Below are 18,638 nucleotides of genomic sequence, written 5' to 3'. Positions count from 1 at the left end.
GATTTCAAGCGGGGGCCTTCAGAGTCAGGGGCAGGCCAGCGGCCATCAAGGTGACGCGGTCGCAGACCTGGGCCAGGCGCTGGTTGAGCTGGCCCAGCGCATCGACAAAGGCCCGGACCTCGCGCCCCATCGGGATGACCCCCAGGCCGATCTCGTTACTGACCAGCAGCACCGGACCCGAAGCACGGGCCAGGGCCTCGGCCGCCTCGCTGATGCGCCGGGCCAGTCCATCAACGCCCACCGCGGCTGACGGGTCGATGGGCATGATCAGGTTGGTCAGCCACAGGGTCAGGCAATCGACCACCACCAGGGTGTCGTGCCGGCTCAGGCGCTGCAGTTCAGCAGGCCAGTCCAGTGGCGACTCGACGGTCTTCAGGCCCGGCACACGCTGGGCACGGTCGCTCTGGTGGCGCTCGATGCGTGCAGCCATCTCAGCGTCCCAGGGTTGGGCCGTGGCGATCAACACCGCCTGTCGCTGCGGCTGGGCCAACCATTGGGCCGCCTGGTGCTCGGCCCGCGCCGATTTGCCACTCTTCTGGCCGCCCAGGATCAGTTCACGGTAGGCGTGGCTCATGGTCGCGCCTCCGGCAGGAACAAGGCAGCCACCGCCTCGGGGGCCGAGGGGAACCAGGCATGGAAGTAGCTGGCCCGCACCGGGCCCAGGCCATACACGGCCTCGCCTTCGCTGCCATGGGGCGACACGCCAGGACGCACGCTGCGGCCCACGGGCTGCAATCCGGTCTCGCAAAGCGAATGGTGAAAGGTGTGGCCACGCAAAGTGCCGCCGCCGGGCTCGGGCGTCCATTGCTGCGGCCCCAGGGCCACCAGGCGCTTTTGCATCAGCACCTGACCCGGCAGCAGGCCGAAGCCGGCGTGCCGCTCGCCCTCGCGGGTGACCAGGCTGTCGAACAAGGCCATCATGCCGCCGCACTCGGCCCAGACCCGGCGGCCTGCAGCCACATGGGCCTGCAGGCTCAGGCGCATCGTGGGGTTGCTGGCCAGGGCCGGGCCGTGCAGCTCGGGGTAGCCACCGGGCAGCCACAAGGCGTCACAGTCGGGCAAGGCCCCATCGGTCAAGGGCGAGAAAAACACCACCTCGGCGCCCAGGGCGCGCAGGCAGTCCAGGTTGGCCGGGTAGATGAAACAGAAGGCGGCATCACGGGCCACGGCCACCCGCCGGCCGGCCAGCAAAGTCGACACCGGCGCCGGGGCCGCGGGCAGGTCGACCGGAGGCTGCCAGGCCGCCCAGTCGGCCAGCGCACGCTGGCCGATGGGGGTGTTGGCCAAGGCGTCGGCCGCCGCATCGAGGCGGGCCAGGGCATCGGGCAATTCACCCGCCTGCACCAGGCCCAGGTGCCGCTCGGGCAGGGCCCAATCGGCACTGCGGGGCAAGGCCCCCAGCCAGGTGGCGGGGTCGCGCAGGCCGTCACGCAGCATGTGGGCGTGGCGCTCGCTGCCCACCCGGTTGGCCAGCACGCCCAGCCAGGGCAGCCCCGGCTGGTAATGCTGCAGGCCATAGGCCAAGGCGCCGAAGGTACCGGCCATGGCCGAGCCGTCGATCACGGCCAACACCGGCAAGCCGAAGCGGCGCGCCAGATCGCCTGCGCTGGGCTGGCCATCGAACAAGCCCATCACGCCTTCGACGATCACCAGATCGCTGTCGGCGGCAGCCTGTTGCAGGCGGGCCGCACAGTCGGCCTCGCCGTTCATCCACAGGTCCAGCGAATGCACGGGGCCGCCGCTGGCCAAGGCCAGCCAGCAGGGATCGAGAAAATCGGGCCCGCACTTGAAGGCCCGCACCCGCCGCCCGGCCCGGCTGTGCAAGCGGGCCAGGGCCGAAGCGACCGTGGTCTTGCCCTGGCCAGAAGCGGGTGCGGCCACCAGCACCACTGGCGCCAGCGCGGCCATCAGCGCGGGGCCCAGATCAGGCCCAAGTACACGCTGCGGCCCGGGGTGGCGTAGGTGTTGGCCAGTTGGTAGGACTTGTCGGCCAGGTTGTTGAGGCGGGCCAGAAGCTTCCAATCCGGCGCGATGTCGGTGCTGGCACGCAGGTTGAACAGGGTGTAGCCCCCCAGTGTCACGGTGTTGGCGGCGTTGTCGAAACGGCGACCCGACCATTGCGCCTCGGCAGCCAGGTTCCATTGCGCCAGGCGGGTCTCGGCACTGAAGGTACCGTGCTCGCGCGAGCGGCGGGCCAATTGCTTGCCGGTGACCAGGTCCTTCGGGTCTTGCACATCGAGCGAGCCGCGCAGCAGCACGGTCTCGACACGCTGCTCGCCCGTGAAGGTCAGGCCTTCATAGCGGGCGTGACCGGTGTTGGCATAGCAGCCGTAAGGCGACGAGCAGGCACCAGCGCCACCGAAGTTGATCAGGTTGTCCACCGTGTTGCGGTAGGCCACCACACTGAACAGGCTGCTGCCCTGCTGGTAACGCAGGCCGGCCTCGAGGTTGCGGCTGGTCTCGGGTTGCAACGAGGCCAGGCCGTACTCGCTGAAGCGCTGGTACAGCGTGGGGGCACGGAAGGCGGTGCCGGCCGACACCGTGGCACGCCAGGCGGGCGTGATGGCGTAGCCATAGGCCGCACTGCCCGTGTTGTGGCTGCCGAATTCGCTGTCGCGATCATGGCGCAGGTTGAACTGCACGGTGTGGGCCTGCCAACGCAGGCCATAGCCCAGGGCCAGCGCATCCTGCGAGCGGCTGCGGTCGATGGGGGCGTTCTGCAGCTGGTCTTCCCGGCGTTCGAGCGCCACGGTCCAGTTGGCCGCGCCACGCTTCCATTCGTTCTGGAACAGGTAGCCGCGCACCCGCGTGTTGGTCTGGTAGGGGTTGGGCTGGGTGGTGTAGTGGTCGGACGATTCGGTGACGCTGACGCGGGTGCTGTAGCCCTCGTTCCAGCGCGCCGACCAGTTCAGGCCGGCGGCGTAAAGACGGTGCAGGTTGCGATCGTCCCGGGTTAGGTTGGCGTCGTAGCCCGAGTTCATGTTGCTGCCGAGCAGGGTGGCTTCCAGGCGCTGGTCGCGGTTGAGCTGGGCGCCGACGCGGGCATAGCCCGAGTTGCTGCGGTAGCCGTCACGGTCGGGGTTGGCCGTGGCGATGGGGCGGGCATTGAAGCCCAGGCTGGTCTCGTTCTGCACCCCCAGCGCGTAGTCGATGGCCCCGTCGGTGCCGCTGAGGGCGGCTTCCAGGTGGGTGCTGCGAAGGCTGCCGATGCCCATGCCGACATAAGGCTTGGGCGCGCCCTCGCCCTTCTTGGTGAAGATCTGCACCACGCCGCCGATGGCGTCCGAGCCGTAGACGGCCCCCGCCGGGCCACGCAGCACTTCGATGCGGTCGATCAGGCCCAGGGGGATTGCCTCCCAGGCGGCGCCGCCGGTGGACTGTGAATCCACCCGGATGCCGTCAATGAACACAGCGGTGAAACGGGTCTCGGCCCCACGCATGAACAAGCTGGTGGTCGTGCCGGGGCCACCATTGCGGGAAATTTCAATGCCGGGCACACGGGCCAGCACGTCGGCCAGCGCGGTGGCACCACTGTTTTCGATGGTTTCACGATCGATCAAGGTGACATCAGCCACCAGGTCGGCCAGGGGCTGCTCGGTGCGCGTGGCAGTGACCACGGTTTCCTTGAGCGGGTTCAAGCCTGCGACCAGGACAGGCAGCTCGGCGGCCTGCGCGGCCACCTGCAGGACACACAGGCCGGCGGCCAGGGCGAGAGGGCTCAGGCCATGGCGAGCGCGCGCACGGACGGACACACGGACGGAGGATTGAACGGAAGGGTTCTTCATGGGACGGGGACAGGTCAGCAAAATAGGTCCGCGCCGGCTTCCCCGCCGGCACTTGGACGTCACGAACACCAGGGCCTGAACGGGCAGGCTTTGGCATTCACCTTGTTGGCCGGTATCCGGGCTGGCAGAGACAACCCTCCTCGCCTTCCCAGATGCGTGTTCAGAACATCCAGTGGCTTGTTGGAGAAAGGCGGAGCCTGAAAAAGGCTCGTCTGCTTGACCGTTGCGGGGGCAGCGCAGGTTGGAGGCGGGGCGCGTGACGCCTGCCCGTTCCTGCTTCCCGTTGAACTGCGGTGTGTGAACCACACCGCGAGCACCAACAATCCGGATTTTAGAACCATTCACTGACGCCCGTCCTACAATAGCCGGCTGTATGGCACCCTCCGACCTGCACCCCATTGACCAGATCGCCGATCGCGTTGAGCGGCTTCTGGTGCGCCACGAAGAGCTGCAACGCACCAACGCCTTGCTCACCGAGCAGGTGGCGGCCCTGGGGCGCGAACGTGACAGCCTGAAGTCGCGGCTGAATGCCGCGCGCTCCCGTGTCGAGGCCCTGCTGGAGCGCCTGCCACCGCTGCCCACCGAACCCTCCGAGGACAAGGCCGCATGAAGCAAGTCGAAGTCCAGATCATGCAGCAGAGCTATCTGCTGGCCTGCCCTGATGGCCGAGAGTCGCGCCTGCTGGACGCCGTGGAGCGCCTGGACACGGCGATGTGCAAGATCCGCGACGCGGGCAAGGTGCGTGCACGCGACCGCATTGCCGTGCTGGCCGCCCTGAACTTTGCTTTTGAGCTGGCCGATCGCGAAAACGCCGATCTGCAAGCCCAGGCCCAGGCCCGGCAGGCCCCCACCCCACACCCCTCGCCCGCGGCCAGCCTGCCGGCCGGTGCGCTCAGCGCACACGATGCCGAGCGTCTGAACCAATTGATTCGCCAACTCGACAATGCTCTGGGCGGCGACGGCCACCTGATCTAGGGCCTGTTAACAGGCTCCAGCCCCCATCGACCGGGCGCTGTCAAGCAAAGCCCCCTCACAGGTGCAGATCTGGGCCAGATTGCCGCCAGCCCCCCTTCGGCGGGCCTACAATGGCAACCGTCTGCAGTGCATGCCGGGCTTTATATTTCCTTGAACCAATGCTCTCTGAGCCCGGGCTTGGTACATCGGCTGGTGAGCGTGATCGTCTCGCGTCAGATGAACCCAACGCCAGTCTGCCCTTGCCCACCTGAACCCCCGGTTCAGGATGCCGGTCCGGTGGCACTCGCAGACACCTTCTTCCCGAACAAGCCGGCCTCGCGCCGGCTTGTTTTTGTCTGCCGTCGCATCCAGGTGCCACCACCATGCTGCTTGAGCCGATCCTGATTCTTGAACTGGCCCTGCTGGGCATTTTCTCGGGCTTCCTGGCGGGGCTGCTGGGCATTGGTGGCGGCATGCTGATGGTGCCCTTCATCACAGCCATCCTGGGCCGCCAGGGTGTGGCCGCCGATCTGGCCGTGAAAATGGCGATTGCCACGTCCATGGCCACCATCATGTTCACGTCCATCTCCAGCGTGCGAGCACATCACAAACGCGGTGCCGTGCGATGGGATCTGGTGCGTGGGCTGGCCCCCGGCATCGTGCTCGGCGGTGCGGTGGCCAGCATGGGTGTTTTTGCCTTGCTCAAGGGCAGTGCCCTGGCGATTTTCTTTGCGCTGTTCGTGGGCTTTTCGGCCACCCAGATGTTCCTCGACAAGAAGCCCGCCCCAGCGCGCCAGATGCCCGGCATGGCCGGCCAGTTGGCCGGCGGCGGCGTGATCGGTTTTCTGTCGGGCCTGGTGGGTGCGGGTGGCGGCTTTGTGAGCGTGCCCTTCATGACCTGGTGCAATGTGCCCATCCACAATGCCGTGGCCACCTCGGCGGCCCTTGGGTTTCCGATTGCGGTGGCCAATGTGGTGGGCTATGTGATTGCCGGGCAGTCACTGACCCAACTGCCCCCTGCCTCGTTTGGCTACATCTGGCTGCCTGCGCTGGGCGTGATCGCAGCCTGCAGTGTGTTGACCGCCCCGCTGGGCGCCAAGGCGGCCCACCAATTGCCGGTGAAAAAGCTCAAACGGGTGTTTGCCAGCCTGCTGTACCTGCTGGCTGCCTACATGGCGTGGAAGGGCCTGAGCGGCTGAGCCGGCCTCTGCTGCGACGCCGAGGCACATCAGGAACCTCAGGCGACCCGAGCAGGCCCCTGCAGAAAACCGGCAAATTTCGCCGCAGACACGCCGGGTGAAAACAAAAAGCCCTGGTATTCATCGCAGCCCAGCCGCAGCAGCGCTGCGCGCTGATCTTCCGTTTCAACCCCCTCGGCAATGACGGACAAGCCCATGGCCCGTGCCAGGCCAATCATGGCAGCGACGATGGCCACGTCACTGTCATCCCCCGGCAGGCCGCGCACAAAGGACTGGTCGATTTTCAGTTTGCTGATGGGGAACTTCTTCAGGTAGGCCAGGCTGGAGTAGCCGGTCCCGAAATCATCAATCGCCAGATGCACGCCCAGGGCCGCCAGTGCGCGCAGCCGCTGCAAGACCTCATCCGCATCCTGCACCAGGATGGATTCTGTGAGTTCGAGCTCCAGCAACGCGGGCGGCAAGCCAAGCTGACCCAGCACTTGCGCCACGCGCTCCACGAAGTCCGGCTGCCTGAACTGCAGCGCCGACACGTTGATCGACACCTGAAGCGGGGTGCCGGCACGCCACCAGGCGGTGGCCTGGCCGACGGCCTCGGCCAGCACCCAGGCACCGATCTGCACGATCAGTCCCGACTCTTCTGCCAGCGGGATGAACTGTCCGGGTGAGACCGCGCCCCGCTCGGGATCCGACCATCGGATCAAGGCTTCGGCGCCGATGAGACGGCCCGAGGCCAGATGAAGCTGAGGCTGGTAGTGCAAGTGAAAGGCCTGCCGCTCGATGGCCTGGCGCAGCGCCGTCTCCAGCTTCATGCGTGAGAGCATGTCCACATTCATCTGCGGGCGATAGAAGCGGATATGCCCCCGCCCTGCCCCCTTGACCTCGTACATGGCGGTGTCGGCCTGCTTGATCAGCTCATCAAGGGTGTCGCCGTCGCCCGGGTACATGGCCACGCCGATGCTGCAGCCGATGCTGAAGTTCATGTCGTCCTGCAAAAAGGGACGGGACAGCGCCTCCAGCACACGCGAGGCAACGCGCTCCGCCCCGGCCACCTCCACGTCATGCAGGTACAGGACAAATTCATCCCCTCCGAGGCGGCACAGGGTGTCCACGTCGCGCAGACACAATCGGATGCGTTCGGCCACCTGGATCAGCACCCGGTCGCCGAACTGATGGCCCAGTGAGTCGTTGATGTTCTTGAATCGATCGAGGTCCAGGAACAACACGGCAAAGCTGACGGCATGGCGCCGCGCCATGTTCAGCGCGAAATCCACTCGTTGCGAAAGGAGAAGGCGGTTGGGCAGGCCGGTGAGGGCATCGCTGTAGGCGAGTTGCTCAATGCGGCGCTGGGCCGCCTGCTGCGCGGTCAGGTCTCGGAAGAAGCCGATGCTCTGACCCAGGCCGGTCCGCTCATCATGGAGTTGGACCCAGGACAATTGCACCGGGCAACGACTGCCGTCATCACGGCACAACCAGACCTCGCCCTCCCAGAAACCCTGCTGCTCACGCCGCTGCCGGATGTGATCCATCAACGCAGGGACAGCCGGGTCGGCAAACAAAGCCCCCGCCGTACGCCCCAGCCAGGGCGCAGTGCCGACAAACGTGTCGGCGTCTGCCTGAGCCAGACGCAAAAACGCGGGATTGACCGCCATCAGGACCTCCTCGGCGGTGGCGATGAAAACGGCGTCGAGGCTGCATTCAAACACCTTGGCGGCGCGCCGAAGCTCGGCCTGAGCGGCCACCTGGTCCGTGATGTCGCGAAACGAGTAGACCCGGCCCACCGCTCGCCCCCGGCTGATCTGCGTCACGCAGGCGCGTTCAAGCACCCGGCCATCCTTCAACAACAAGGTGTCGCTCACCTGCAGGTCGGGGCTGGCGGCCAATTCGGCAAGCCGCTGCTGGTAAAGCGCAGGGTCCAGCACGGAAGCCATCAGATGGGCGTGGAGCGCGCCATCATCACGCTGGGTGTGCAGCGCTTCGGGGATCGACCAGATTTGACTGAAGCGGCGGTTGAACGCCCTCACCTCGCCACGCAGGCTGCACACCAGCATGCCATCGGCCGTCGAATCCAGGGTGGCGCGCAACTCAGCCACCAACTGCTCGAATTCATTCGCTGCGTGCTGCTCCCGACTCCGGTCCAGCATCACCACCTGGTATGCGGGTGCACCATCGGGAAGTCGTGTGAGGGTGACGCGCCGCTCGACGGGAAGCACGGAACCATCCAAGCGGCGCAGCACGGTTTCTGACCACAGCCCCGGATCCCCATCCGGCTGGACCGTGGCCCAGAAGACCATGTCTTCGGGCGAGACCGCCAGATCGGTCACCGGCCGCCCCAGCACGGCCTCAGGCGCGACATGGCCCAAGAGCGCACAGGCCGCCCGGTTGACCCAGCACACGGTGAGCCCCGCCGTCTCCACCAACCAGACCGATTCCAGCAGACCCTCCAGGCTGAGCCCGGCCTGGGCGTCGGTCACTGTTCGGCTCCAGCCGGAGAAGGCGCCTCCACGGCCCGTTCAAAGAAGTAGCAGATGCGTTGGCGTGGCGACAGATAGTCCAGTGCCGCCTTGGGCAGTTGCGAGGCCTTGAGGCTGCGCTTGATGCCCAGCTCAGGGACCTGCTCCAGGTCCAGGATCAGCGCCTCGGAGCGAGGCACCATCGGATCATGCACCAGCACCCGGGGCCGCAACGGGCGGGACGAATTGACCGACACCACCAGGGCAAACCGGTCGTTCACCAACTGGACCACCGAACCCGGTGGGTACACGCCCATCATGCGGATGAAGGCACCCAGCACCGTGGTGTCGAAGCGGGCTTTCATCTGCGCAAAAATCACCGACAGCGCTTCGTGCGGGGTCAGCGCGATGGCCAGACGCGAGGGGTTGCAGAGGTTGTCATAGCGATTGACCAACGCCACGATCTTGCCCAGTGTCTCCAGGCGATCAACCTTGTGCCGCATCGGAAAGCCACTGCCATCGGCCATCTCGTGGTGCTGCGAAATGCCCTTGATCACACCCGGCGCAAGCCCCATGCGCTGCGCCAGAATCACGCCCTGTTCGACGTGCTCCTGGTACATGCGGTACTCGGCGGTAGTGAACTGGTCATCGAATGAACGCACGCGGTCAGGCAACTCAAGCTTGCCGATGTCGTGCAACATGGACACTAGGCCCAAATCCTTCAGGGCTGCCTCTTCCAGGCCCAGGGCCTTGCCCAACAGCAGCGAGATCACCATCACATTGATGGGATGGGTGGCGCTTCGATCGCCCGACACCTCGGTCAGCAGGCGGATGACCGATTCGCCATTGGCCAGCAGCTCGGACACACAAGAGCCCACCAGTTCCTCGCTCTGACGCTTGGCCTCCTGAGGGCTGAGCCGCAGTTGCTCACCCACCTTCTTGTACTGGCGGGTGGCATCAAAGAAGCGACGCTCGCAGACCTCCAGGCAACGCTCTTGCGCCAGGCGTGCAGCCAGGCGCGCCTGGCGTGCCCGGTCTGCGCCCGAGCCCTGCGGCAACGCAGGCGCCTGGTCAGGTTCTTGGGGTTCCGGCGAAGACGCATCGCCCACGGCGGGCGCCGCTTGAGAGGGGGACTCATCGACTTGCACGTCGCTTCGCGCGGGCACGTACCGGATCTGGCTGAGCCCCAGCGAGCGCAGGGTCTGGATCTGCTCGTCGGAGGAGATCTTGAAACTGCCCATCGGAAAAGGATGATCCATCCAGCCGAGCTCAAGCTGCACAAACATGCCTTTGCGCAACCGCTGAATGTCGATGAGCTTGCTCTTGCTGTCTTCCATGGATTCGAAAATAGCTGACCAGAGAGTCAGTCTTACGAAACCATTATGGCGGGATTTTGAGACAACTTTTACCTCTAGTAAGTGACGCGCGACAAACCTGATTCCGATGAGACTCAGTGAACGCGTCCCAGACCTGTTACTGGCACCACTCAGCCACGCGATGGGCGACGTCCAACCACAGGGACCAACCGGCCAAAGCGCAAAGAAACAAGCCCGCCAGCCGCGTGCCCCAATCTTGCCGCCAACCGTTGACCCGCTGCTGGAGCGAGCGCCAGAGCCAAGGTCCCGCCAACAAAGACACACTGCCGCCAAGGGCGAACAAGGCCATGACCAGAGCACCTTCGGCCGGCCCGCCCGCCAAACCGGCCACCAGCAGGGCCGAATAAAGCAGGCCACAAGGCATGAAGGCCCAGGCCACACCTGTCGCAAAAACGCCACTCCCACGCGCCGTCAAGGGTTGTACCCGCTGCCAGACCGAGCGGGCGGCGCCCTGCACCCAGGCCGGCTGCTCGGCCTGGATCACCAGCCAAAGCCCCCAAGCAAGAACTGCGACATGAAACAGGCTCCACACAGGTCGCAAGACAGCCGTCTTGCCACTGAGCCACGCCAACGCCCCCACGGCCACCGCGGCCAGGGCGCCGGCGCCGGCATAACCGATCAGCCGCCCAACCTGAAACAGGCATTCGCGCCCGGTGGGCAAACTGTTCAAGCGCGAACGGGCAACGGCGCCCGCCGAATCCGTAGGCAACCATTGAATCGGCTGCTCAGTCCCACCCGAGGAGCGCCCCAGGGCCGTGCAGGCGGCACCGCACATGGCAACGCAATGGGGGCCACCTGCCAACCCCATCAACAAGGCCGTCCATGCCAGAGAGCTCAACACCATCCGCCTCCTTGCAGACAAGCGTCAACCCGGATCCACCGGACCGAGTGACAGCGAGGCTCAGATGATGCGTGAGAAACGGGCACGGTTGCGGTCGGCCTGCAAATAGCGGTCAAAGACCATGGCGATGGCACGGATGAAGAACCAACCGTTCGGCGTGACCTCGATGCCAGAGTCATCCATGGTAAGCAGGCCATCCTTGGCCAGGTCCTGCAACAGCCCCATTTCGGTTGCGAAATAGCTGCGGCAGTCGATCAACCAAGCCAGATCGATCGACTCGTACACCAGTCGCCCCTGGCACATCAACGCCATGATGACGGCGCGCCGGACCAGATCGTCGCGCGACAAGGCCAAACCCCGAACGACAGGCAGGCGCCCCTGGTTGAGGTAGTCGTAATAGTCTTCCAGGGTCTTGGCGTTCTGGCTGTAAGTCGCCCCGACTCGCCCGATGGCCGATACCCCCAGACCGATCAGATCGCAATCGGGTTGGGTGCTGTAACCCTGGAAGTTGCGATGCAGACGCCCTTGGCGCTTGGCCACGGCCAGTGCGTCATTGGGCAAGGCAAAGTGATCCATGCCCACGTAGACATAACCGGCCTCGATGAAGGCCGACAGCGAACGTGACAACATCGACACCTTGGCCGGCCCCCCCGGCAACTCAGCCGAAACAATGCGGCGCTGCGGCTTGAAACGCTCAGGCAGGTGCGCATAGGCATACAGGGCAATGCGGTCAGGCCGCAATTCGGTCACCTGGGCCAGGGTGCGATCAAACGATTCGGGGGTCTGCCGCGGCAGGCCATAGATCAGATCGACGTTGATCGACTCGAAACCAAGGCGACGGGCTTCCGCCACCAGATCGAACACCTGTTCTGCGGGTTGAATGCGGTGCACCGCCTTTTGAACGGCGGGATCGAAATCCTGCACCCCGAAGCTCAGCCGGTTGAAGCCCAGGCGAGCCAGGTGAGCCAGGCGATCCCGGGTAACGGTGCGTGGATCGACCTCAATGGAATATTCGCCACCGGGTGCCAGCGAAAAATTGCGCCGCAACATGGCCATGAGTTCGCTCAAGCGCTCATCGCTGAGAAAGGTGGGGCTGCCCCCGCCCAGATGCAGCTGACTGACCGCCTGACCCGTACCGATCTGCTGCACATGCAGATCGACCTCGCGCCCCAGGTAGCGCAAGTACTCATCGGCCCGCTCAGGGTGCTTGGTGATGATCTTGTTGCAGGCGCAGTAGTAGCAAAGCGACTCGCAAAAGGGAATGTGGATGTACAGGGAAAGTGGCAGAGCCAACGTTGCAGCCCCTCCACCGCGACGCTGATCCAGAGCTTGCCGGTAATCTGCTTCGGTGTAAGCCTCAACAAAGCGGTCGGCCGTAGGATAGGAGGTGTACCTGGGCCCCGGCACATCAAACCGACGCAACAGCTCTGGCGAAACGACATTCATCTGGCATTTTTCCTTCTGGACACCATAATGTGCATCAGCCAAGGAATGAGGCCTTGATGTGGATCAAGCGAGCAACGCGCACCCAAAGTCACAATTTGAGGCAAATCAGGAGGAGCCATGTTTGACACACCTGTAACCAACGAGCTTACAAAACCGTTAAGCTCAAGCGCTGACTCTTCTACTAGGCGAATGAACCCACAAACCATCAAAGTTGCCTGCTCCAACTGCAATCTGCGCGAGTTGTGCATGCCCATGGGCCTGAAGCCCGAAGAACTTGAACGCATTGATGAGGTGGTGGCGATCCGGCGCAAGGTCAAGCGCGGCACGACACTGTTCCGCAATGGCGAAAAATTCACTTCGCTGTATGCGATCCGCACGGGTTTCTTCAAAACCTGCGTGGCGACCGAAGATGGGCGCGATCAGGTCACAGGCTTCCAGATGGCAGGTGAAATCATTGGCCTGGATGGCATTGTTCAAGACCACCATACCTGCGACGCCGTGGCACTCGAAGATGCTGAAGTGTGCGTGATGCCGTTTGACCGCATCGAAGAGCTGTCGCGCGAAGTGACGGCACTGCAGCACCATGTGCACAAGATCATGAGCCGCGAGATCGTTCGCGAGCACGGCGTGATGCTGTTGTTGGGCAGCATGCGTGCCGAAGAACGCCTGGCCGCCTTCTTGCTGAACCTGGTCCAGCGCCTGCACGCGCGGGGCTTCTCCCAGTCTGAGCTGGTGCTGCGCATGACGCGTGAAGAAATCGGCAGCTATCTGGGCCTGAAGCTTGAAACCGTGAGCCGCACGTTCTCCAAATTTGTGGAAGAGAACATCGTCGAGGTCAAGCAGCGCCATGTGCGCATTCTTGATACCGATGCCCTCAAGCGCATCGTGAATTCCCAGACCTGCCAATAAGATTCGGGGGCCTGCTGCCCCACTGGCCGGTGATACATCACCGACAGGCTTTGCCGCTGGGCATACAAACAGACAAACTAACAAAAGCACCCGGTCACCCGGGTGTTTTCACATCTGAAGTTGAGGGCCAACCCAGTTGGAAGCAGGCCGCGGAAGCGGGCACGAAAGCAGGCACGAAAGCAGGCACAAATAGGCTCGTGTCTGGCCGCACCAAGCAACAGACCCACAAGGCGTCAGACGCAGGAAGCCTCTTGCTTGGGACAGCCATCGGGTCGGTCGGAACCCGGCAGCGGACAGCGATTGACCTCGAACGGCGACTGTGCCAGCAACGTGGTCAAGCCGCTGGATACGATCGCACACACCCAGAACGCAAAGAAGGCGATGGTGTAAACCCCCTGGCGAGACAACTCCACAGGTTGGCCGAACCATGACAGATCATTGGGGTCGACGACGGCAAAAACCAGTATTTCAAGCACGCCTGCCACCAAAAAGGCCGGCCAGGCGATCCACATCAAGCGCTGATTCAGCATGAGGCTCTCCGGTTGTTTGAACCATCCTAGCCCTCATCTGCCCAATCGGTAAGAGGCTTAACGCTTGGGCTCGGGAATATCCTGAGTCGGGGTGACCGCGTGGTTGCGGCCCTGCAGGGCCGGCATCATGGCTTTGGGATCCACATCGGGCAAGGTCCGGTTGATCTCGATACCGCGCTTGTAGTAATCGGCCTCAATGACCGGGTCGGGCGTGCGAATGGCGAGCCACAAAGTGACAAAGCCCGCCACCACCACAATGGCAGGACCGGAAATGATCATCCAGACATGGCCATGGGTCCACCAGGGACGCGGTGTCGGCTCAGCGGCAGAAGACTTGGAGGGGATGGAAGAGTTCATAGGGCATTGACCTCAGCGAGGCACCAGGAAAACAGATTTTTCAGACACATGGGCACCACCGGCTGCTTCGCCGACAGCGAAGTAGACCGTGTGAGACCCTGGAGGAACCGCACCATAAGGTATCTGCAGGCGCACCGGCACCCAACGCGACTGGGCCGGCTCGATGACCACCTGTTGCTCGGAGGCCACCTCCAGGCCATCCAGGCCCGTTGCCTTGATCACATAGGTCTGCTCTTTCTCGGTCGCATTCATGATCTGCAGGCGGTAGACGTTCTCAAGCTTCCCACCGGACACAATGCGCGAAAGCGCTGCCCGGTCACGCACGATGTCGACCTTGAGCGGGGTTCTGAGCACCAGACTGGCCAGCAACCCCACGGTAAGGGCCAGCAACACCACGCCATACAGAATGGTCCGCGGCCGGAACACCCGCTGCATGATCTCGGGCCGCCCCCATTGGTTGGAGACCGCGTTCTGAGTGGAGTAACGGATGAGCCCACGCGGGTAGTTCATCTTGTCCATCACGGTGTCGCACACGTCCACGCAGGCACCGCAACCAATGCATTCGTATTGCAGCCCCTTGCGGATATCGATGCCCGTCGGACAGACCTGCACACACAGACTGCAATCCACACAGGACCCCAGGCCCAGCGCCGCAGGATCGGCCTTGCGTGAACGCGAGCCACGAGGGTCACCGCGGGCCTCGTCGTAAGTGACGATCAGGGTGTCCTTGTCGAACATGGCGCTCTGGAAGCGGGCATAGGGGCACATGTATTTGCACACCTGCTCGCGCATGAAGCCGGCATTGCCATAGGTGGCAAAGCCATAGAACAGCACCCAGAAGATCTCCCAGCCCCCCATCTGAGTGGTCAGAAAGGCCATGCCCAGATCCCGGATCGGTGAAAAATAGCCCACAAAGGTGTAACCCGTCCAGACCGACAAGGTCAGCCAGACGATGTGCTTGAAGCTGCGCTTGACGATCTTTTCGAGGCTCAGCGGCGCGTCATCGAGGCGGATGCGGGCCTGGCGATCCCCTTCAATGTGGTGCTCGATCCACAGAAAGATCTCGGTGTAGACAGTTTGCGGGCAGGCATAGCCACACCAGAGTCGGCCGGCGACGGCCGTGAACAGGAACAGTGCCAAGGCCGAGATGACCAGCAAGCCTGTCAGATAGATGAAGTCCTGGGGGTAAAGAACCAGGCCAAAAATGAAAAAGCGGCGCGCACCCAGGTCAAAGAGCACGGCTTGGCGTTGCCCCCACTCCAGCCAGGGCAGCCCATAGAAAACCAGTTGCGTGAAGATCACCAGCGCCCAGCGCCACTGACTGAAAAAGCCGCTGACAGAGCGGGGATGGATCTTCTGCTGGGCAGCGTACAGAGACACCAACTCGGCGCTGTCGTCGGGGGCAGCAACGATGGGAATGATTTTGCGACGATCGCCTGAGGTGGGTTCCAAACTGCAGTCCCCGATCAGGCCCATCAGGGCCTCATCACGATTGAAAAGGAAAACCCGCCCGGACGTCAATCAGCGTCCGGGCGGGCGCAAGGGTCAAGCCTTACTTGGCAGCCTTGGCGGGAGCCAGGTTGGACATGCCCCACACATAGGACGCCAACACATGGATCTGAGCCGCTGTGAGCTTCTCGGCCTGGGCCGGCATCTGGTTGGTCTTGCCGTTGTTGATCATGCTGATGATCGCGGCTTCACCGTAGCCATGCAGCCAGATGTCGTCGGTCAGGTTGGCTGAACCCAGCGCCTGGTTACCCTTGCCGTCAGCGCCGTGGCAGGCAGCGCAGGCACCAAACTTGGCCTTGCCCAGCGATGCACGCAGCGAGTCATGGGGGCTGCCCGAGAGGCTCAGAACGTAGTTGGCCACGTTCTTCACGTCATCAGCCGTGCCCACGGCAGCGGCCATGGGAGGCATGTTGCCGATGCGGCCACCGGTGATGGTCTCGGTGATCTTTTCGGGCGTGCCGCCATGCAACCAATCGCCGTCGGTCAGGTTCGGGAAGCCCTTGCTGCCGCGGGCGTCAGAGCCGTGGCACTGAGCGCAGTTGTTCATGAACAGACGCTCGCCAATCGCCACAGCCTGCGGGTCCTTGGCCACATCTTCCACAGACATGCTGGTGAAGCGTGCGTACAGGGGCTCGAGCTCTTTGTTGGCCTTGGCCACTTCCTTCTCGTACTCATTGGCGGTCGACCAGCCGAGCTTGCCGGCAAAGTCACCCAGGCCCGGGTAGAACGTGAGGTAGCCCAGGCCAAAGACCACGGTGATGATGAACAGGCCCACCCACCACAGGGGCAGTGGGTTGTTCATTTCACGCAGGTCCTCATCCCAGATGTGGCCAGTGGTGTTGTCCGCCGTGGCGGCCACTTTCTTGCGGGACGCGATCCACAGCAGCAACAGGCAGGCAAGAATGCCCCCCAGTGTCACTGCCGACACGTACACCGACCAGAAGTTGCTTGTGAAGTCACTCATGGTGCTCTCTCGTTCTGTGTTCAGTCTTGATCAAAGGGAAGCTGTGCAGCCTCCTGGAAACCTGCGGCATTGCGGCGCGAGAAGGCCCACACCATGATGCCGACAAAGGTCACGAAGCAGGCCAGCGTGGCTGCAATGCGAAGGGTGGTGATGTCCATCACGACTCCTTACTTGAGGGCACGACCCAAGGATTGCAGATAGGCCACGAGCGCGTCCTGTTCGGTCTTGCCCTTGACTTCGTCACCACCGGCAGCGATCTGCTCGTCGGTGTAAGGCACGCCCACAGTGCGCAAGGCCTTCATGCGAGGAGCCACCACAGCGGGATCGATGGTGGACTTGTCCAGCCAGGAGTAAGCCGGCATGTTGGACTCAGGCACCACGTCACGCGGGTTGTTCAAGTGGATGCGATGCCATTCATCGCTGTACTTGCCGCCCACACGTTGCAGATCGGGACCGGTACGCTTGCTACCCCATTGGAAGGGGTGGTCATACACGAACTCGCCAGCCACCGAGTAGTGGCCATAACGCAGGGTTTCAGCGCGGAACGGACGAATCATCTGCGAATGGCAGTTGTAGCAGCCTTCGCGGATGTAGATGTCGCGGCCCACCAGTTGGAGGGCGGTGTAAGGCTGCACGCCCTTCACCGGCTCGGTGGTCGACTTCTGGAAGAACAGCGGAACGATTTCGACCAGACCACCGACCGCCACCACCAGCAGGATCAGAACGATCATGAGGAAGTTGCTGGTTTCGATGCGCTCATGCGAGAAGGCGCCGGGAGCCGCTTGATTTGCGTTGTGTTGACTCATGGTTTTTCTCTCCTCAAGCGTGGGCGACCACAGCAGGCACCGGGGTATCGACCGAGCGACCCGAGATGGCAGTCATCCAGGTGTTCCAGAGCATGACGATCATGCCGCCCAGGTACAGCAGACCACCGGACACGCGGATCACGTAGAACGGGAAGGTCGCCTTGACGCCTTCAACAAAGGTGTAGGTCAGCGTGCCGTCGGCATTGATGGCGCGCCACATCAGACCCTGCATCACGCCGGCAATCCACATCGCAGCGATGTACAGCACGATGCCGATGGTGGCCGTCCAGAAGTGGACTTCAATGGCCTTCACCGAGTACATGGTCTTCTTGCCGAACAGACGCGGGATCAGGTAGTAGAGCGAACCCATGGAGATCAAGCCCACCCAGCCCAGGGCGCCCGAGTGCACGTGGCCCACGGTCCAGTCGGTGTAGTGACTCAGGGCGTTGACGGTCTTGATGGACATCATCGGGCCTTCGAAGGTGCTCATGCCGTAGAACGACAGGGACACGATCAGGAAGCGCAGGACGGGGTCGTCACGCAGTTTGTGCCAGGCACCCGACAGGGTCATGATGCCGTTGATCATGCCGCCCCAGCTCGGAGCCAGCAGAATCAGCGAGAACACCATACCGACCGATTGGGTCCAGTCAGGCAGAGCCGTGTAGTGCAGGTGGTGAGGACCCGCCCACATGTAGGTGAAGATCAGCGCCCAGAAGTGGACGATGGACAGGCGATACGAGTAGACCGGACGGCCAGCCTGCTTGGGGATGAAGTAATACATCATGCCCAGGAAGCCTGCGGTCAGGAAAAAGCCCACCGCATTGTGACCGTACCACCACTGCACCATGGCGTCTTGCACACCGGCGTAGGCCGAGTACGACTTCATGAAGCCAGCCGGCACTTCAGCACTGTTGACCAGGTGAAGGATGGCCACCGCAATGATGAAGGCGCCATAGAACCAGTTCGCCACATAGATGTGACGCACCTTGCGCATGCCGACCGTGCCGAAGAACACAATGGCGTAAGACACCCACACCAGCGTGATCAGGATGTCGATCGGCCACTCAAGTTCAGCGTACTCCTTGCCGGTGGTGTAACCCAGAGGCAGGCTGATGGCCGCCGCCAGAATCACCAATTGCCAGCCCCAGAACGTGAACGCCGCCAAGGGACCCGCGAACAGACGGACCTGGCAGGTTCGCTGCACCACGTAGTAGCTGGTGGCAAACAGCGCACAACCACCGAACGCGAAAATCACGGCGTTGGTGTGCAAAGGTCGCAAGCGACCATAACTGAGCCATGGAATGCCTAAATTGAGTTCGGGCCAAGCAAGCTGGGCGGCGATCACAACGCCCACCAGCATGCCAACCACCCCCCAGACCACCGCCATGATTGAGAACTGCCTGACCACGGTGTCGTTGTACAGGGCAGCTTGTGTATTGGATGACTTCATCGGTTACCTCTAAGTTGCTGATCGAGTGTCAGAGCGAACGTGCACAGGTGCATTGACGTGCG

At 63.2% G+C, this 18,638-nt stretch carries 18 protein-coding genes and 1 riboswitch; of the genes, 4 read left to right on the top strand and 14 right to left on the bottom strand.

All coding sequences use genetic code 11. The features are described from left to right. Positions 1 to 4 precede the first annotated feature (4 nt). Genes AC3WUT_RS06130 through AC3WUT_RS06120 form a run of 3 tightly spaced genes read right to left on the bottom strand, consistent with a single transcriptional unit; the run spans position 5 to position 3,785 of the window. Positions 5 to 574, bottom strand: coding sequence for a bifunctional adenosylcobinamide kinase/adenosylcobinamide-phosphate guanylyltransferase (locus AC3WUT_RS06130; RefSeq protein ID WP_492346198.1), 570 nt, complete (start codon positions 572 to 574; stop codon positions 5 to 7). After that, positions 571 to 1,908 carry a cobyrinic acid a,c-diamide synthase CobB gene (locus AC3WUT_RS06125; RefSeq protein WP_492346197.1) on the bottom strand — a complete coding sequence of 446 codons (1,338 nt, stop codon included), beginning with the start codon at positions 1,906 to 1,908 and terminating at the stop codon, positions 571 to 573. The genes AC3WUT_RS06130 and AC3WUT_RS06125 overlap by 4 nt, the downstream gene beginning before the upstream one ends. Then, positions 1,908 to 3,785, bottom strand: a complete 1,878-nt coding sequence (locus AC3WUT_RS06120; RefSeq protein ID WP_492346196.1) for a TonB-dependent receptor domain-containing protein — start codon at positions 3,783 to 3,785, stop codon at positions 1,908 to 1,910. Before AC3WUT_RS06120 ends, AC3WUT_RS06125 begins: the two co-directional genes overlap by 1 nt. Positions 3,786 to 3,875: 90 nt before the next feature. Next, positions 3,876 to 4,121, bottom strand: a riboswitch (cobalamin riboswitch). A gap of 37 nt (positions 4,122 to 4,158) precedes the next feature. Here AC3WUT_RS06120 and AC3WUT_RS06115 point away from each other — a divergent pair. From AC3WUT_RS06115 to AC3WUT_RS06105, 3 genes are all read left to right on the top strand, one after another. Then, on the top strand, positions 4,159 to 4,395 hold the full coding sequence (locus tag AC3WUT_RS06115; protein WP_019573080.1) for a cell division protein ZapB: 237 nt from the start codon (positions 4,159 to 4,161) through the stop codon (positions 4,393 to 4,395). Next, positions 4,392 to 4,760, top strand: a complete 369-nt coding sequence (locus tag AC3WUT_RS06110; RefSeq protein ID WP_492346195.1) for a cell division protein ZapA — start codon at positions 4,392 to 4,394, stop codon at positions 4,758 to 4,760. The genes AC3WUT_RS06115 and AC3WUT_RS06110 overlap by 4 nt, the downstream gene beginning before the upstream one ends. Positions 4,761 to 5,122: 362 nt before the next feature. Next, positions 5,123 to 5,938, top strand: coding sequence for a sulfite exporter TauE/SafE family protein (locus tag AC3WUT_RS06105; protein WP_492346194.1), 816 nt, complete (start codon positions 5,123 to 5,125; stop codon positions 5,936 to 5,938). 38 nt (positions 5,939 to 5,976) lie between these two features. Here the strand turns inward: AC3WUT_RS06105 and AC3WUT_RS06100 are convergent, their stop codons facing one another. From AC3WUT_RS06100 to hemN, 4 genes are all read right to left on the bottom strand, one after another. Next, positions 5,977 to 8,409: a sensor domain-containing protein gene (locus AC3WUT_RS06100; RefSeq protein WP_492346193.1), complete on the bottom strand. Its 2,433-nt coding sequence runs from the start codon at positions 8,407 to 8,409 to the stop codon at positions 5,977 to 5,979. Next, entirely contained in the window at positions 8,406 to 9,725 is a 1,320-nt protein-coding gene (locus AC3WUT_RS06095; protein WP_492346192.1) for a cyclic di-GMP phosphodiesterase, read from the bottom strand. The genes AC3WUT_RS06100 and AC3WUT_RS06095 overlap by 4 nt, the downstream gene beginning before the upstream one ends. 136 nt (positions 9,726 to 9,861) lie before the next feature. Next, on the bottom strand, positions 9,862 to 10,608 hold the full coding sequence (locus AC3WUT_RS06090) for a sulfite exporter TauE/SafE family protein (protein WP_492346191.1): 747 nt from the start codon (positions 10,606 to 10,608) through the stop codon (positions 9,862 to 9,864). A gap of 57 nt (positions 10,609 to 10,665) precedes the next feature. Further along, positions 10,666 to 12,051, bottom strand: a complete 1,386-nt coding sequence (gene hemN / locus AC3WUT_RS06085; protein ID WP_492346190.1) for an oxygen-independent coproporphyrinogen III oxidase — start codon at positions 12,049 to 12,051, stop codon at positions 10,666 to 10,668. A 117-nt stretch (positions 12,052 to 12,168) separates the two neighbouring features. On the opposite strand from hemN, the gene fnr reads away from it, so the two are divergent. Then, positions 12,169 to 12,960 carry a fumarate/nitrate reduction transcriptional regulator Fnr gene (gene fnr / locus AC3WUT_RS06080; protein WP_492346189.1) on the top strand — a complete coding sequence of 264 codons (792 nt, stop codon included), beginning with the start codon at positions 12,169 to 12,171 and terminating at the stop codon, positions 12,958 to 12,960. Between the two features lie 233 nt (positions 12,961 to 13,193). On the opposite strand, the gene AC3WUT_RS06075 is transcribed toward fnr, so the two are convergent. The 7 genes from AC3WUT_RS06075 to ccoN all read right to left on the bottom strand — a co-directional run bounded on the left by AC3WUT_RS06075 (position 13,194) and on the right by ccoN (position 18,576). After that, the gene (locus tag AC3WUT_RS06075; RefSeq protein WP_492346188.1) at positions 13,194 to 13,490 is read right to left on the bottom strand and encodes a hypothetical protein; all 297 of its coding nucleotides are present in this window, start codon (positions 13,488 to 13,490) and stop codon (positions 13,194 to 13,196) included. Positions 13,491 to 13,547: 57 nt separating this feature from the next. After that, positions 13,548 to 13,847: a FixH family protein gene (locus AC3WUT_RS06070; RefSeq protein ID WP_492346187.1), complete on the bottom strand. Its 300-nt coding sequence runs from the start codon at positions 13,845 to 13,847 to the stop codon at positions 13,548 to 13,550. A 12-nt stretch (positions 13,848 to 13,859) separates the two neighbouring features. Continuing rightward, positions 13,860 to 15,323 (bottom strand): cytochrome c oxidase accessory protein CcoG, encoded by a 1,464-nt coding sequence (gene ccoG, locus AC3WUT_RS06065; RefSeq protein ID WP_492346186.1) that lies wholly within the window; start codon positions 15,321 to 15,323, stop codon positions 13,860 to 13,862. Between the two features lie 76 nt (positions 15,324 to 15,399). Next, positions 15,400 to 16,320 (bottom strand): cytochrome-c oxidase, cbb3-type subunit III, encoded by a 921-nt coding sequence (gene ccoP / locus AC3WUT_RS06060; RefSeq protein ID WP_492346185.1) that lies wholly within the window; start codon positions 16,318 to 16,320, stop codon positions 15,400 to 15,402. 20 nt (positions 16,321 to 16,340) lie between these two features. Beyond that, entirely contained in the window at positions 16,341 to 16,478 is a 138-nt protein-coding gene (locus tag AC3WUT_RS06055) for a cbb3-type cytochrome oxidase subunit 3 (protein ID WP_027476917.1), read from the bottom strand. Between the two features lie 9 nt (positions 16,479 to 16,487). After that, positions 16,488 to 17,126 (bottom strand): cytochrome-c oxidase, cbb3-type subunit II, encoded by a 639-nt coding sequence (gene ccoO / locus AC3WUT_RS06050; RefSeq protein ID WP_019573067.1) that lies wholly within the window; start codon positions 17,124 to 17,126, stop codon positions 16,488 to 16,490. Between the two features lie 13 nt (positions 17,127 to 17,139). Beyond that, the gene (gene ccoN / locus AC3WUT_RS06045; RefSeq protein ID WP_492346184.1) at positions 17,140 to 18,576 is read right to left on the bottom strand and encodes a cytochrome-c oxidase, cbb3-type subunit I; all 1,437 of its coding nucleotides are present in this window, start codon (positions 18,574 to 18,576) and stop codon (positions 17,140 to 17,142) included. Positions 18,577 to 18,638 lie beyond the last annotated feature (62 nt).

This window comes from Curvibacter sp. EU05-FHT14A10 (assembly GCF_058791075.1).
This window is presented reverse-complemented; position numbering and strand designations above follow the sequence as displayed.

Bases quoted from the DNA above. Each gene is read 5' to 3' on its own strand.
- ccoG (WP_492346186.1), bottom strand. From the start codon at position 15,323: ATGGGCCTGATCGGGGACTGCAGTTTGGAACCCACCTCAGGCGATCGT.
- AC3WUT_RS06090 (WP_492346191.1), bottom strand. From the start codon at position 10,608: ATGGTGTTGAGCTCTCTGGCATGGACGGCCTTGTTGATGGGGTTGGCA.
- AC3WUT_RS06120 (WP_492346196.1), bottom strand. From the start codon at position 3,785: ATGAAGAACCCTTCCGTTCAATCCTCCGTCCGTGTGTCCGTCCGTGCG.
- fnr (WP_492346189.1), top strand. From the start codon at position 12,169: ATGTTTGACACACCTGTAACCAACGAGCTTACAAAACCGTTAAGCTCA.
- ccoO (WP_019573067.1), bottom strand. From the start codon at position 17,126: ATGAGTCAACACAACGCAAATCAAGCGGCTCCCGGCGCCTTCTCGCAT.
- AC3WUT_RS06070 (WP_492346187.1), bottom strand. From the start codon at position 13,847: ATGAACTCTTCCATCCCCTCCAAGTCTTCTGCCGCTGAGCCGACACCG.
- ccoP (WP_492346185.1), bottom strand. From the start codon at position 16,320: ATGAGTGACTTCACAAGCAACTTCTGGTCGGTGTACGTGTCGGCAGTG.
- AC3WUT_RS06115 (WP_019573080.1), top strand. From the start codon at position 4,159: ATGGCACCCTCCGACCTGCACCCCATTGACCAGATCGCCGATCGCGTT.
- AC3WUT_RS06095 (WP_492346192.1), bottom strand. From the start codon at position 9,725: ATGGAAGACAGCAAGAGCAAGCTCATCGACATTCAGCGGTTGCGCAAA.
- hemN (WP_492346190.1), bottom strand. From the start codon at position 12,051: ATGAATGTCGTTTCGCCAGAGCTGTTGCGTCGGTTTGATGTGCCGGGG.
- AC3WUT_RS06075 (WP_492346188.1), bottom strand. From the start codon at position 13,490: ATGCTGAATCAGCGCTTGATGTGGATCGCCTGGCCGGCCTTTTTGGTG.
- AC3WUT_RS06105 (WP_492346194.1), top strand. From the start codon at position 5,123: ATGCTGCTTGAGCCGATCCTGATTCTTGAACTGGCCCTGCTGGGCATT.
- AC3WUT_RS06125 (WP_492346197.1), bottom strand. From the start codon at position 1,908: ATGGCCGCGCTGGCGCCAGTGGTGCTGGTGGCCGCACCCGCTTCTGGC.
- AC3WUT_RS06130 (WP_492346198.1), bottom strand. From the start codon at position 574: ATGAGCCACGCCTACCGTGAACTGATCCTGGGCGGCCAGAAGAGTGGC.
- AC3WUT_RS06055 (WP_027476917.1), bottom strand. From the start codon at position 16,478: ATGGACATCACCACCCTTCGCATTGCAGCCACGCTGGCCTGCTTCGTG.
- ccoN (WP_492346184.1), bottom strand. From the start codon at position 18,576: ATGAAGTCATCCAATACACAAGCTGCCCTGTACAACGACACCGTGGTC.
- AC3WUT_RS06110 (WP_492346195.1), top strand. From the start codon at position 4,392: ATGAAGCAAGTCGAAGTCCAGATCATGCAGCAGAGCTATCTGCTGGCC.